This is a genomic window from Polaribacter sp. R2A056_3_33, from assembly GCF_019278485.1.
Classification (GTDB): domain Bacteria; phylum Bacteroidota; class Bacteroidia; order Flavobacteriales; family Flavobacteriaceae; genus Polaribacter.
This window is the reverse complement of sequence record NZ_CP058984.1, coordinates 2733588-2746687: the sequence shown is the minus strand read 5'-3', so window position 1 is coordinate 2746687 and position 13100 is coordinate 2733588. Positions and strand designations below refer to the sequence as shown.

11 protein-coding genes are annotated in these 13100 nt (G+C 30.9%); 6 read left to right on the top strand and 5 right to left on the bottom strand.

Features of this window, described 5'->3' with window-relative positions:
* The first annotated feature begins 11 nt into the window (after positions 1-11).
* Both H0I29_RS11515 and H0I29_RS11510 read left to right on the top strand, forming a co-directional pair.
* A complete protein-coding gene (locus tag H0I29_RS11515) occupies positions 12-1070 on the top strand; it encodes a 1-acyl-sn-glycerol-3-phosphate acyltransferase (RefSeq protein ID WP_218752440.1) in 1059 nt (352 codons plus the stop codon).
* Positions 1071-1081: 11 nt separating this feature from the next.
* The gene (locus H0I29_RS11510; RefSeq protein WP_218732874.1) at positions 1082-1564 is read left to right on the top strand and encodes a toxin-antitoxin system YwqK family antitoxin; all 483 of its coding nucleotides are present in this window, start codon (positions 1082-1084) and stop codon (positions 1562-1564) included.
* A gap of 188 nt (positions 1565-1752) precedes the next feature.
* Here H0I29_RS11510 and H0I29_RS11505 read toward each other — a convergent pair whose 3' ends face one another.
* The 4 genes from H0I29_RS11505 to H0I29_RS11490 form a co-directional block, all read right to left on the bottom strand.
* The gene (locus H0I29_RS11505; protein ID WP_218755235.1) at positions 1753-4671 is read right to left on the bottom strand and encodes a glycoside hydrolase family 3 N-terminal domain-containing protein; all 2919 of its coding nucleotides are present in this window, start codon (positions 4669-4671) and stop codon (positions 1753-1755) included.
* A 189-nt stretch (positions 4672-4860) separates the two neighbouring features.
* On the bottom strand, positions 4861-5346 hold the full coding sequence (locus H0I29_RS11500) for an ABC transporter ATPase (RefSeq protein ID WP_218752439.1): 486 nt from the start codon (positions 5344-5346) through the stop codon (positions 4861-4863).
* 110 nt (positions 5347-5456) lie between these two features.
* Positions 5457-6284: a 3'-5' exonuclease gene (locus H0I29_RS11495; protein WP_218732871.1), complete on the bottom strand. Its 828-nt coding sequence runs from the start codon at positions 6282-6284 to the stop codon at positions 5457-5459.
* A gap of 66 nt (positions 6285-6350) precedes the next feature.
* Positions 6351-7208, bottom strand: coding sequence for a PPK2 family polyphosphate kinase (locus tag H0I29_RS11490; RefSeq protein ID WP_218752438.1), 858 nt, complete (start codon positions 7206-7208; stop codon positions 6351-6353).
* 454 nt (positions 7209-7662) lie between these two features.
* Here H0I29_RS11490 and H0I29_RS11485 point away from each other — a divergent pair, with 454 nt between their 5' ends.
* The gene (locus H0I29_RS11485; protein ID WP_218752437.1) at positions 7663-9219 is read left to right on the top strand and encodes an NAD(P)/FAD-dependent oxidoreductase; all 1557 of its coding nucleotides are present in this window, start codon (positions 7663-7665) and stop codon (positions 9217-9219) included.
* A 214-nt stretch (positions 9220-9433) separates the two neighbouring features.
* On the opposite strand, the gene H0I29_RS11480 is transcribed toward H0I29_RS11485, so the two are convergent.
* The gene (locus tag H0I29_RS11480) at positions 9434-10315 is read right to left on the bottom strand and encodes an NAD(P)-dependent oxidoreductase (protein ID WP_218732868.1); all 882 of its coding nucleotides are present in this window, start codon (positions 10313-10315) and stop codon (positions 9434-9436) included.
* 427 nt (positions 10316-10742) lie between these two features.
* Between H0I29_RS11480 and H0I29_RS11475 the strand changes: the two genes are divergently transcribed.
* Genes H0I29_RS11475 through H0I29_RS11465 form a run of 3 tightly spaced genes read left to right on the top strand, consistent with a single transcriptional unit; the run spans position 10743 to position 12995 of the window.
* Positions 10743-11180, top strand: coding sequence for a RimK/LysX family protein (locus H0I29_RS11475; RefSeq protein WP_218732867.1), 438 nt, complete (start codon positions 10743-10745; stop codon positions 11178-11180).
* Positions 11180-12055 (top strand): 30S ribosomal protein S6--L-glutamate ligase, encoded by an 876-nt coding sequence (rimK, locus tag H0I29_RS11470; protein WP_165732831.1) that lies wholly within the window; start codon positions 11180-11182, stop codon positions 12053-12055. Before H0I29_RS11475 ends, rimK begins: the two co-directional genes overlap by 1 nt.
* A complete protein-coding gene (locus H0I29_RS11465; RefSeq protein ID WP_218752436.1) occupies positions 12045-12995 on the top strand; it encodes a succinylglutamate desuccinylase/aspartoacylase family protein in 951 nt (316 codons plus the stop codon). Before rimK ends, H0I29_RS11465 begins: the two co-directional genes overlap by 11 nt.
* The last annotated feature ends 105 nt before the right edge of the window (positions 12996-13100 follow it).

The following is a 13100-nucleotide window of genomic DNA, read 5'->3' as shown; positions in this document are numbered from 1 at the left end:
ATTAAAATTATATGGAAATTTCACAAATATGGTTTCGTTTAGTGCGTTTGTACGTTAAACTCGGACTCTTTTTTTACACAAAAGAAATAAAAGTAGTGGGTTTAAAAAACGTACCAAAAAAAGGAGCTGTACTTTTTGCTATAAACCACCCAAACGGATTGATAGATCCTTTAATTGTAACTACTAATAACCCAAGAGCTAGTTATTTTTTAGTAAAAGCGGCTGCTTTTAAAAACCCAATTATAGAAAAAATTCTAAATTCTTTAAATCTAATAGCCATTTATAGAATGCGAGACGGCATCGATCAATTGGCAAAAAACGAGGAAGTTTTTAATAAATGTTATGACATTTTTAATAGAGGAAAATCTTTAATGATTTTCCCAGAAGGTAGCGATTGTAGAGACAGAACCGTAAGACCTTTAAGTAAAGGTTTTACTAGAATTGTATATGGAGCTATTGAAAAATATCCTGATTTACAGATACAAGTAGTACCTGTTGGACTTACGTATCAAAATGCATCTCACTTTCCTTGTAAAGTAGCGCTGCATTATGGAGCACCTATTAATGCTAGTGAAATTTACGCAAACAATATCCCTAGTAAATCTATTAACATTTTAAAAAACGAAGTTGTAAATCAATTAAAAGGACTCTCTGTTCATATAGAAAAAGATGAAAATTATGATACTATTTTAACGAAGCTAAATGATGCGCAAGTAGATTTTACAGAAGTAAAAAAAGTACAAGAGATGATTAAGACAAATACATTTCCACCTAAAAAAGAAGGCTCTAAAAACTATTTAAAACCGTTGTACTATTTAATTCTCCTAAATAGTTTGATTCATTATATAATTTATAAAAAGCAAGCGAAAAAAAATCCGGATATCGATTTTGTAGATACTTTTAGGTTTACCTATAACTTGTTTATTTTACCTGTTTTTTATGCACTCCAAGCTTTTATAGTTTCGTATTTCTTTGACAACAAAATAGGACTCTTTTATTTTACTTTTAGCTGTTTTATAATATTTATATATAGCAAGTTGTCACCAACAAATACAGAAGCTAACTCTTAAAATAAAAAAAAATGAGAAAAACGATTGCATTAATAATGATAATCTTATGTTCTGCATTCTCTTTTGGCCAAGAACAAAAAGCAATAACGATTACTTATGGGGCTGAAAAAGAAGTAATCCCAAATATTGGAGATACTATAAGAGAATACAATTCAACTAAAATACTTAAAAAAATAAAATTTAGGAGTTTAGAAAAATTCACTATTCAAGAATATACAGAAAATGGCGACTTGTATAAATTAACAACCTTTCCATTAGAAAACCTTAAAAATAAAAGCTTGACTAAATATCACCCAAATGGAAATATTATTTTAATAGCAAACTATGATAACGGAATTGTTGATGGATATTTTCAAAAATTTTATGCTAATGGAAAACCTATGAAAATTGGTACTTATAAAAAAATGAAAAAAATAGGAGAATGGAAATATTTTAATGAAAATGGTAAATTAACAAAACAAGAAAATTATGAAAACGGGAAGTTAATTAATTAAAAAAACAACTACAACGCATCTAAAATTAATAACATAAACATCTGACTTTCTATAATACAATAAAGCTAGCAACCAAGTTTAGCCCTGATTGCAGCAATTGTTTGAGCTCTTTTTTATTCTTTTTCTGAATAAAAAAAGCGAGTGCGAAAAGCAGGAAATAGCTTCTGAAAAAGAATATTTTATACTTCTTAATTTATAATAGCATCCTGAATAACTTGCTGAATTTCTGTACGCATATTACTCCTTACCAAACTCATGTTTGCTGCTGTAGGGTACACTCTATTAGACAAAAATACATATACAATTCCACTTTGTGGATCTGCCCAAGTGTAAGTACCTGTAAAACCAGAATGCCCAAAACTCTCGTCGGATACACAGCCACAAGTTGCTTTTACCTTAGGGTTTAACTGCGGTTTATCGAAACCTAAACCTCTACGCACCTGCATATCTGAAAAATAACGATGGTTAAATTTGTCTAAGGTTTCTGTTTTTAAATACCTTTTACCACCATAATATCCTTTCTGTAAATACATCTGCATAATTTTTGCAACATCGTTTGCATTGGCAAATAAACCTGCATGCCCACCTACTCCACCTAACATCGCAGCTCCCATATCATGCACATAACCTTGTACTAATTGGTTACGGTAATAGTTGTCTTTTTCGGTAGGTATAATTTCGTTTGCAGGAAACTTTTGAAGTGGTAAATAAGTAGTTCTATTAGCACCTAAAGATTGGTAAAACTCTTCATCTACCAAGGTATTTAAAGGTTTTTCATAAGTATTTTCTATCGCTTCTTGCAATAAATAATATCCTAAATCGCTGTATTTATAACCTGCAGTTGTTCTTTGGTCTGCATCTTTAATATATTTATAAATACTGTCTTTATAACTCTTGTTTATATATAAGTTTTTTGCCACGTTTAGTGAAAATCTTTCCGATTGTTTATTACTATAAAAAGCAGGTAAATTTTTATGCGTTATACTATCTTGAGTTGCCACGTAAAAAGGAATCCACGCTTTTAAACGTCCGTAATGTGAAAGGATTTCTCTAACAGAAACCGCAGCTTTATTAGAGCCTTTAAAACCTGGTAAAAGATCTTGAAGTTTTTCATTTAAAGAAATTTTCTTCTCTTCTTCTGCTTTCATCACTAAAGGTAAAGATGCTAAAATTTTAGTAAGGGAAGCCAAATCATACACGTCAGAATTTTTTACTTTTCTAGACGTATCATCTGTGTGATGACCGTAACTTTTCTCTAAGACAATTTTACCATGTCTTGCCACTACAACCTGAAAACCTGGTGCCATTTTTTCCTTTAAAATAATGGTAGCTAAAGAATCTATCTTTTTTAATTTTATAGAAGATAATTGGGCTGCTTCTGGTATGGTATATTCAAATCTACTTAGGTTTGAGGTAAAGAAACCACTACCTTCTAAAAAATCACTTTTAATAGAAACAGGCAACTTCCCTTTTGCTCCAAAAGCTCCAAAAATTAATTGAGCAGAGAGTTCTTGGGCCAATTTACTATTTTGGTAAGACACAATAATGCCTTCTATATTTGTAAAAGATTTTACCTGTAATAAACTATAAGGACTTGCAAAAACATCTAAAATTACATTATTCTCTCTAGATATTTCTTGCAACCAAACCAATTCTTTATTTGTAAACTTATAACTTTTCCATGGGTTAGCATTCGATTTATGAAAACCAACGATTACCATGTTATAAGGTTTCAATTTTGTTATAAGTCCGTCTAAATTTTCACTATAAATCTCATCTACTTGTCCATAATTTTGAAGCATATCAATAAAAGGATATCCAGAATCGTCGCCTAATTTTACATATGCAATTTTTCTTTCTTCTAAATTTGTAATAGGTATATTATAGTTTTTATTTTTGAGAACAGTTAAAGAATTCTTCACCAATTCTCTATGCAATAATTCATCTTCAATTGAATTTAAGTCTTCATGCAAATTATTTAAGACTACTGGTTTATATTCATTTAAACCTGCCCAATATTTCGCTTTTAATATTTTACGAACAGAAAAATTGATTCTTTCTTCTGTTAATGTCTTTAACTCAATAGCCTTTTTAATCATATTTACCGTAGCAGGAATCTCTTGCGGAATTAACAGTAAATCATTCCCTGCTTGTATAGCTGCCAAATTAATTTCTGCCGAAGTAGCATAATTAGCAGCACCCTTCATATTTAAACCATCGGTAATTACCAAGCCTAAGAAGCCTAATTTTTGCTGCAATAAATTAGTCACTACATTTTTAGACAAAGAAGTAGGCAATCTACTATCTGGTTCTAAACTAGCAATACTTAAATGTGCCGTCATAACACTTGCCATACCAGCATCAAAAACTCTTTTGTATGGGTACAATTCAACAGAATCTAAGCGCGCTAAATCAAAATTTAAAACGGGTAATGTATGGTGAGAATCTGTTTCGGTATCTCCATGCCCCGGAAAATGTTTTGCATTTGCCAAAACCCCTTGACTTTGCATCCCTTTTGTAAACGCAATCGCTTTCTGGGTTACGTTTTCTTTATCTTCACCAAAAGATCTGTTTCCAATAATTGGGTTTTCTGGATTTGTATTAATATCTACAACTGGCGCAAAGTTTACATGAATTCCCAATCGCTTACAATGCATCCCCAAATGCTTACCGAATTCAGTAATTAAAGAATCTTTTTCAATAGCACCCAAAGTCATGTTCCAAGGAAATCTATAGGTATCTTTTAAACGCATGTCCAAGCCCCATTCTCCATCAAAACCAATTAACAAAGGTACTTTTGCCGAATCTTGAAATTTATTAGTAAGTACCGCTTGTTTTTCAGGTGTTCCTTGCATAAAAATTAAATTACCCACATGATATTTTTGAATCATATTGGTAATATAAGCTTCGTGCTTTTTGTCTTTATTAGAATAGGCTTGTATCATAAAAAGCTGACCAATCTTCTCATCAATCGACATATTTTTTAAAATACTATCTACCCAAATATCTTGCGCCTCTGCATCTTTCGCTATTAAAGGATCTACACTTTGTGCAGATAAATTAAAAACAAAACTTATAAAAACGACTATTAATAACTCTTTCTTCATATTATTATGGGACATATTCTTAGGGCGTTTTAACAGGCTTTCGCTACTCGCTTTTTTTAGGTTGTTCTCTATACAATTACGCTAAAAAGCGTAACCATTCGAACTGAAACCTAAAAAAGAGCTCAAACAGACCGCTCTATCCTTAACGCAACAATTTGCTAACTGAATTCAATAATTTTAATACAATTTTTACACCAAAAAACGTTTGTGCCAACTATCTTTTGCGGGAATTTCCCAATTGTTTTCAAAATCTTCTTTGGTAGCTACCATATTATTAAAAACAATCGTATCGGCAGTTACTTTATTTTCTTCTGCAAACTTCTGAAAATCGAACAATTTTACTAAGTTAATATTGTCATTATCTTTAAAAGTAACATTCAATTTATCCATTAAATCTAATTGTAATTCGTTTTCTAATTCTTTAATAAAACGAACAGAACTATCTATAGAACAACCAGAAACATTGTTAAAGCTTTCATCTACTGCCAACACCAAAAACTGGTTGTATTTTATAGTAAAAGAACCTTTTAAATCGTCACCATGACGCGTCCATTGGTTAATAAAGTCTTCTGCTTTTTCTGAAATAAAGTTTATTTCATTCTCTGTAAATTCTCTATTGGATTGGTAAATCCAAACGCGAGAATTATTTGGTAAATTTTTATATTCTGTAAACATTGTTTGTTGTGTAATTTTTTAACTGTTTAATTGACAGTTTAGTTTAATACATCTTAATTATTAGATTTCTCAATCGCCTAAAAAGACTCATTCCAAATGACAAAAAAGAACTATCTTAAATTAAACTTCTGTTGTAAAGCTTCTAATTTTTCTTTGTCAGACATTTGCTTTTTTGGCGCCGTCATTCTTTCTTTAATTTCTTTTAAAACCTTTTTAGTGTACAAAGGAAAATCTGCATTCTGCATCCAGTTATTATAACCAGGGTTTTCTTTAAACACCTCTTCTACCGTTCTACCTTTGTATTTTCCGAAAGAGAAAATTTCTTGCTTTTTATCATTCATCAGAATAAAACCAGCAAAATCTGCTCTTTCTCCGTGTGTAGAATATTCACTTAAAGCATCTACAGTATTTTGTATGTCATCATATTTATCTAACTGAGCTAACAAAATTTCGTACGTTGCATTAGTATCTGCTTCTGCTCCGTGTGCTCCTTCTAATTCTTTTCCGCAGTAAAACTGATATCCAGCACTTAATGTTCTTTGTTCTTTTTTATGAAAAATTACTTGCACATCAATTGCTTTTCTATTTTTCATATCAAAGTCGATACCAGCTCTCATTAATTCTTCCGCTAAAAGCGGGATGTCAAAACGATTAGAGTTAAAACCTGCCAAATCAGAATCTGCAATCATCTCATTAATTTGTGGTGCTAATTCTTTAAAAGTTGGCTCTGAAGCTACTTTTTCATTTGTAATTCCATGTACATCTATAGATCCTTGTGGAATTTCCATTTCCGGATTTACCAACCAAGTTTTACTTTCTTTATTTCCGTTTGGGAATACTTTTAATATGGCAATTTCAACAACTTTATCTGTTGCAATGTTTACTCCTGTTGTTTCTAAATCGAAAAATACGATTGGCTTCTTTAAATCTAAATTCATTTTAATATTTTAATTTCTCTACTTCGCTCAGGTAAAAATAATTACCTATTAAATCGCAAGCAAGAACTATTCGTTATTTAATTGTGTTTTAAATGCAGCTACTTGATCCTGAATTTTTGCAGGTAAAGTTGGCTCTTTAAAATTATATTTTTCTAATTCTTCTAATACAATATCTGCTAAAATAAATCTTGCCGTTGGTTTGTCATCCGCAGGAATTATAAACCAAGGTGCATTTTCTTTAGAAGTTCTGTTTAATAAATCTTCATAACAGAACTGGTATTTATCCCACAGTTTACGTTCTTTTAAATCTCCTGCAGAAAATTTCCAATTCTTTTCAGGTAAATTCAACCTGCGTAATAATCTATTCTTTTGTTCGTCTTTAGACAAATTTAAAAAGAACTTTAACACAATGGTTCCACTATCTGTAATATGCTTTTCAAAATTATTGATTCTTTCCATTCTTTCATGAAAAAAAGCATCATTGATATCTTCTAACGTATTTATGGTCGGAATATTTTCTCCAAAAACATACTCAGGATGCACTCTTGTCACCAACACGTTTTCATAATGTGTTCTATTAAAAACACCTATTTTACCTTTTGCAGGAAGTGCAATATAATGACGCCATAAAAAATCGTGCTTTAATTCCAACTCTGTTGGTACTTTAAAACTATGCACTTCTACTCCACGTGCATTTACATCTTTAAAAACCTCTCTAATTAAACTGTCTTTGCCAGAAGTATCCATTCCTTGTAAGCAAATAAGCATGCTATATTTGCCTTCTGCATACATTGTATCCTGAATATCACTCAGTTTTTTTCTGATTTTCTTTAGCTTCTTCTTAGACTTTTCTATTACTTCTTTTGTATTAAAATCAGTCAATTGAATAGTCCCTTTTACCTTATATTTTTCCTTGTCTAGCATCCTTTCAAATATTTTTTAAAGATAGATAAAATCGTGATTTTTACCCGTGATTTTCATAGCATTTTATAATAATTATATTCACAATATAGTCATCATTTAAAATTAAAAAAAAATAAAATATCTAATTCTTAATTTTAGCATAAAGTTAACGTGTTTCATTTTATTCAGGTACAAAAACAGTACAAAATTTATCTAATTAAAAAAATGAAATAAATGTCTCCTTGCATGTAATCAAGACCTATTTTAGTCGGTAATTAAATCTCAACTACGCTCAAACAGAAAATAAAAGCACAAAAAAAGGCCTTTTACAACCATAAACTTAAAAAACAGGATACATCAATTCACCTACTCAACTTAAATATTTTTAACGCTAAAAATTATCATTATATCATATTCAAGATAAATTCATGAATTCGTAGCTTTTTTAGACTTTAAAATTCATTATTTTTGCCACATGGTAAAAGAAATTCAACTTCGAGTAAATTTAATAGAAGAACGTAAAGAAAACATCTTATTATACAAAGCTTCTAAGCAATTAAGCCTTGATAAAAGTGAAATTTCTGCTGTTAAAGTATTGCGTAAATCTATAGATGCACGTAAAAAAGACATCATATTTAACTACAAAGTAGCCGTTTATATCAATGAAAAAGTACCAGAGAAATCTGATTATATTTTTGAATATAAAGATGTTTCTAATGCCAAAGAAGTACATATTATTGGTTTTGGACCCGCAGGAATGTACGCCGCTTTGCGTTGTATAGAATTAGGTTACAAACCAATTGTTTTAGAACGTGGAAAAAATGTACAAGATAGAAGGCGTGATTTAAAAGCCATCAATCAAGATCATTTTGTAAACGAAGATTCTAATTATTGTTTTGGTGAAGGTGGAGCCGGAACCTATTCTGATGGAAAACTCTACACACGCTCATTAAAACGTGGTGATGTTAGAAGAATTTTTGAAAATTTAGTTTTTCATGGAGCAACAGAACAAATTTTGGTAGATGCACACCCTCATATTGGAACCAATAAATTACCAAAAATCATCGAGAATGTTCGTGAGAATATTTTAAAGTACGGTGGTGAAATTCATTTTGAAACTCGTGTTACCGATTTTACTGTAAAAAACAATAAACTACAAGCTATCCATCTTAAAAACGGAAAAGAAATGGCTGTGAATTCAGTTATTTTAGCAACCGGACATTCGGCCAGAGATATATACGAATTACTACACAAGAAAGAGATTGCTTTAAAAGCAAAGTCTTTTGCGATGGGCGTTCGTGTAGAACATCCGCAAGAAATTATAGATCAAATTCAATATCATTGTTCAGGAGAAAGAGACGAATTGTTACCAGCAGCAGCTTATAGCTTGGTACACCAAGTAAATAATAGAGGTGTATATTCTTTTTGTATGTGTCCTGGTGGATTTATTGTTCCTGCAGCTACTGCAAACGGTGAAGTTGTTGTAAACGGAATGTCGCCTTCTCGTAGAAATAACCGCTTTGCAAACTCTGGTATTGTAGTTGAATTAGATATTGATAAAGATTTTAAGAAATACGAACAGTTTGGACCTTTAAAAGGATTAGAATTTCAAAAAGATTTAGAAAAAATAGCCTTTTTTGCTGGAGGAAGAACACAAACAGCACCTGCACAAAGATTGGTGGATTTTGTAGACGGAAGACTTTCTAACGATTTAAATGATTGTTCATATCAACCAGGATTAAAATCAGCTCCTTTACATTCCTTATTACCAAAAATTATTGGAGGTAGATTAAGAAAAGGTTTTGCAGCATTCGGACAAAAAATGCACGGTTATTATACCAACGAAGCAAATATTATTGGAGTAGAATCTAGAACTTCATCACCGGTAAACATCCCTAGAAAAGAAAGTTTAGAACATACAGAAATAGAAGGTTTATATCCTTGTGGTGAAGGTGGTGGTTATGCTGGTGGAATTGTTTCTGCTGCCATGGATGGAGAACGTTGTGCAGAAGCTGCAATTGCAAAGTTATAGACTTTAAATATCTTCTCTTTAGACAATATAATAGTAGTTCTAAATTAGTTCTCGATACAAAATTTCTAAAAAAGAAATTTTACTCGGACTGACATTTTGTAAATCATTATAAAAACAAAAAATACCTCGAAGCAAAGCCTCGAGGTATTTTTATACATTTCATTTTGATATTAAAATCAAAACTTATTTTATACTTCCGCTATTGCGGAAATAATTATTTCTTTAAACTTGTAAAGTAATCGAAAATTTCAGGAACATTTCCACTTCCCATATCAGCCGCTACAGCTGCTTGAAGGTTTGCTGAAGTAGCTTCTGCTATTTTAGAAGTAGTACCTAAATCGTTCATCATCTGAACAAAATAACCTAAATCTTTATTTGCATTGTTAATAGAAAAACCTAAATCACTTACGTTATCTACTGCGTAATGTTTACAAAATTTCATGAATGGAGAGTTTGACGGTCCAGAAGACATAATATCAAACAATTGTTGTGTATCTACTCCTGCAAGTTTTGCAGCAGCAAAAGCCTGAGACATTGCAACAACAGTAGTCATTCCCATAAAGTTATTAATTAACTTAGTTGTATGACCTGCTCCTAAAGCTCCTAAATAAAACACATTCTCTCCTTGCTCATCTAAAACTGGTTTTACTTTATCAAAAGTAGCTTTATCTCCAGCTGCCATGATATTTAATAATCCGTCTTTTGCATGTGCAGGTGTACGACCTAAAGGTGCATCAATCATACCAGCTCCTTTAGCTGCTAAATCTTTACCAATCTTAATCGTAGATGCAGGAATTGAAGTTCCAAAATCAATTAAAACAGTACCTTCTTTAATACCGGCTAAAATTCCATCTTCACCGTAAACAATCTTTTCAACTACAGCAGATGTAGTTAAACAAAACATTATAATATCACTTTTTTCTGCTAATTCCTTAGGAGAGCTAGCTTCGGTAGCATTACCACGAGCTATTACAGTTGCAACCTCATCTTTGTTAAGGTCCATTACTGTTAACTCATAACCTCTTTTTTGCAAATTTTCAACCATGTTACCACCCATAAGGCCAAGTCCGATAAATCCGATAGTAGGTTTTTTCATATTTATTCTTTTAATTTATAATTAGGGTGCAAATATATACATCTATAGGCATTTAAAAAACATTTAACAGAAGTATCCTTAGTTCTTTAATTTGTTTAACTTATATTTTTAATACTCTGACTTGTAATTCATTAATAAAAATAAAAAAAATATAAATAGCTATTTTAATCAAGTTGTAAACGAATAGTCCATTTTCTAAAATAGAATAGCCTTAACAAGAAAAAAGTTTTATATTTTTTTCTATATTTATCTAAATTTAAGATTCAAATATAATTGATATTTATATCGGTTTTAAAACATCAAAAATTTATCTAATTTTTAAAAACCTTATCGTTAGATTAGTTATTTAATAATTCTTTATAATTTTTTTCATTTTATCAAGATTTCGAATAAGTATCACTAATTTTACAGCAGTTTAAAATAATATATGAAAATAACCATTGGTCGTGTTGATAAAGCAGATTTCCCGGAACTCCATTTAGAAGACATCGATTTAAAAATTGACTCTGGCGCTTATACATCATCAATACATTGTTCTAATATTGAAGAAATAACCATAGACGGAAAAAATTTCATCAGGTTTAAGCTATTAGATCCAGAGCATCCATTTTACAATAATAAGGAGTTTACTACAAAAAATTATGCTTCTAAATTGGTGAAAAGCTCGAATGGAATTTCAGAAAAAAGGTTTTTAGTTGAAACTGAAATTGTAATTTTCAACGAAATATTCCCTATTCATTTAACATTAAGTGAACGTAAAGACATGAAGTTTCCGATCTTGCTTGGAAGAAAATTTTTAAATAAAAAATTCGTGATAGACACTACAAAGACAAACTTATCACACAAATTAAAAAATAAAATATAATGAGAATTGTAATTCTGTCTAGAAATCCTAAATTGTATTCAACTAGAAGATTGGTAGAATCCGCCGAAAAAAGAGGTCATGAAGTAATGGTTGTAGACCATTTAAAATGTAACATTGAAATTGAAAAAAGATCGCCAAAAATATTTTATAAAGGTGAATATTTAGAAAACATTGATGCTATTATACCAAGAATTGGTGCTTCTGTAACTTTTTATGGAACTGCTGTTATTCGTCAATTTGAAATGATGAAAGTATTTTCTGCAGTTTCTTCTCAAGCTTTAGTAAAATCTAGAGATAAATTAAGCAGTTTACAAATTTTAGCAAGAGCTGGTGTTGGGTTGCCAAAAACAGTTTTCACCAACTACACAAAAGATGTAGAACACGTAGTAGAATCTGTTGGTGGAGCCCCTTTAATTTTAAAATTATTGGAAGGAACACAAGGTTTAGGTGTTGTTTTGGCTGAAACCAAAAACGCTGCAACTTCCGTTTTAGAAGCTTTTAATGGATTGGGTGCAAGAGTAATTGCGCAAGAATTTATTAAAGAAGCTGGTGGTGCAGATATTAGAGCTTTTGTAGTTGATGGTAAAGTAATTGGTGCTATGAAACGCCAAGGAAAAGAAGGAGAATTCCGTTCTAATTTACACAGAGGTGGTAATGCAACTGTCATAGAATTGACAGACGAAGAAGAAAAAACTGCCTTAAAAGCAACCAAAGCTTTAGGTTTGGGTGTTGCCGGAGTAGATATGTTACAATCATCTAAAGGACCTTTGGTATTAGAAGTAAATTCTTCTCCAGGTTTAGAGGGAATTGAGGTAGCAACTGGTAAAAATATCGCGAAAGAAATAATTCGTTATTTAGAAATTCATGTCGAGTAAACCTTTTATCCTTTTAGGGAAAGTAATTCCTTTAGGAAAACGTACCGTTTTAGATTTAGAAGTAGCAAAATTACATACAAGAACTACTGTTAAGGTTCCAATAATTATAGAACGCTCTCAAAATCCTGGACCTGTTGTTTTATTACTTGCAGGTATTCATGGTGATGAAACAAATGGAGTAGGAATTATTAGAGAAATCATTAATTTAAAAATTAATAAACCAAAAACTGGAACCATTATTTGCATTCCTGTTTTTAATATTTTTGGGTATTTAATTCAGACTAGAGAATTTCCTGACGGACGTGATTTAAATAGAATGTTTCCTGGTTCTGCAGGTGGATCGTTAGCGAGCCAATTTGCCTATCAATTTACAAAAGAAATTGCTCCGATTGTAGACTATGTTATCGATTTTCATACTGGGGGTGGAGATCGCGATAATATTGCACAAATAAGATGTAGTAAAGAAGATGAAAAAGCATTAGAATTGGCTAAGGTTTTTAACCCTCCAATGATTGTTTTTTCTGAAAACATTACAAAATCACTTAGAGATACATTACATAAAATGGGTAAAACCGTTTTACTTTTCGAAGGAGGAAAATCTAAAGAACTAAACCCTACAATTATTAACGAAGGTGTTAACGGAACTAAAAATGTATTAATTCGTTTAGGTCTTATTGAAGGAGACATTACGGTTAGAGAAACTCCTGTTTTTGTGCATAAGGCAAAGTGGATAAGATCATCTGATTCTGGGATGTTTAAAATTAGAGTAGCAAACGGAAGCTTTGTAAAAAAGAAAGAAGTTTTAGGCGTAATACAAGATCCTTTTGGTGAGTTTAAAAAGAAAATTTATGCGCCGTTTGATTGTCATATTTTCTGTATTAATAAAACACCAATCGTAAATAAAGGAGATGCTTTATTTCATGTTAGTATTGATGAATAGTGTACATGCTGCAAGCTCTATTTTAACCTAAAGGTTGAAGATAGATCTCAAACAGCTTATAGCATTTTAAATAAAATAATAAAAGAGAACGGATTTTTAATCTGT

Bases quoted from the DNA above. Each gene is read 5' to 3' on its own strand.
- H0I29_RS11515 (WP_218752440.1), top strand. From the start codon at position 12: ATGGAAATTTCACAAATATGGTTTCGTTTAGTGCGTTTGTACGTTAAA.
- H0I29_RS11510 (WP_218732874.1), top strand. From the start codon at position 1,082: ATGAGAAAAACGATTGCATTAATAATGATAATCTTATGTTCTGCATTC.
- H0I29_RS11505 (WP_218755235.1), bottom strand. From the start codon at position 4,671: ATGAAGAAAGAGTTATTAATAGTCGTTTTTATAAGTTTTGTTTTTAAT.
- H0I29_RS11500 (WP_218752439.1), bottom strand. From the start codon at position 5,346: ATGTTTACAGAATATAAAAATTTACCAAATAATTCTCGCGTTTGGATT.
- H0I29_RS11495 (WP_218732871.1), bottom strand. From the start codon at position 6,284: ATGAATTTAGATTTAAAGAAGCCAATCGTATTTTTCGATTTAGAAACA.
- H0I29_RS11490 (WP_218752438.1), bottom strand. From the start codon at position 7,208: ATGCTAGACAAGGAAAAATATAAGGTAAAAGGGACTATTCAATTGACT.
- H0I29_RS11485 (WP_218752437.1), top strand. From the start codon at position 7,663: ATGGTAAAAGAAATTCAACTTCGAGTAAATTTAATAGAAGAACGTAAA.
- H0I29_RS11480 (WP_218732868.1), bottom strand. From the start codon at position 10,315: ATGAAAAAACCTACTATCGGATTTATCGGACTTGGCCTTATGGGTGGT.
- H0I29_RS11475 (WP_218732867.1), top strand. From the start codon at position 10,743: ATGAAAATAACCATTGGTCGTGTTGATAAAGCAGATTTCCCGGAACTC.
- rimK (WP_165732831.1), top strand. From the start codon at position 11,180: ATGAGAATTGTAATTCTGTCTAGAAATCCTAAATTGTATTCAACTAGA.
- H0I29_RS11465 (WP_218752436.1), top strand. From the start codon at position 12,045: ATGTCGAGTAAACCTTTTATCCTTTTAGGGAAAGTAATTCCTTTAGGA.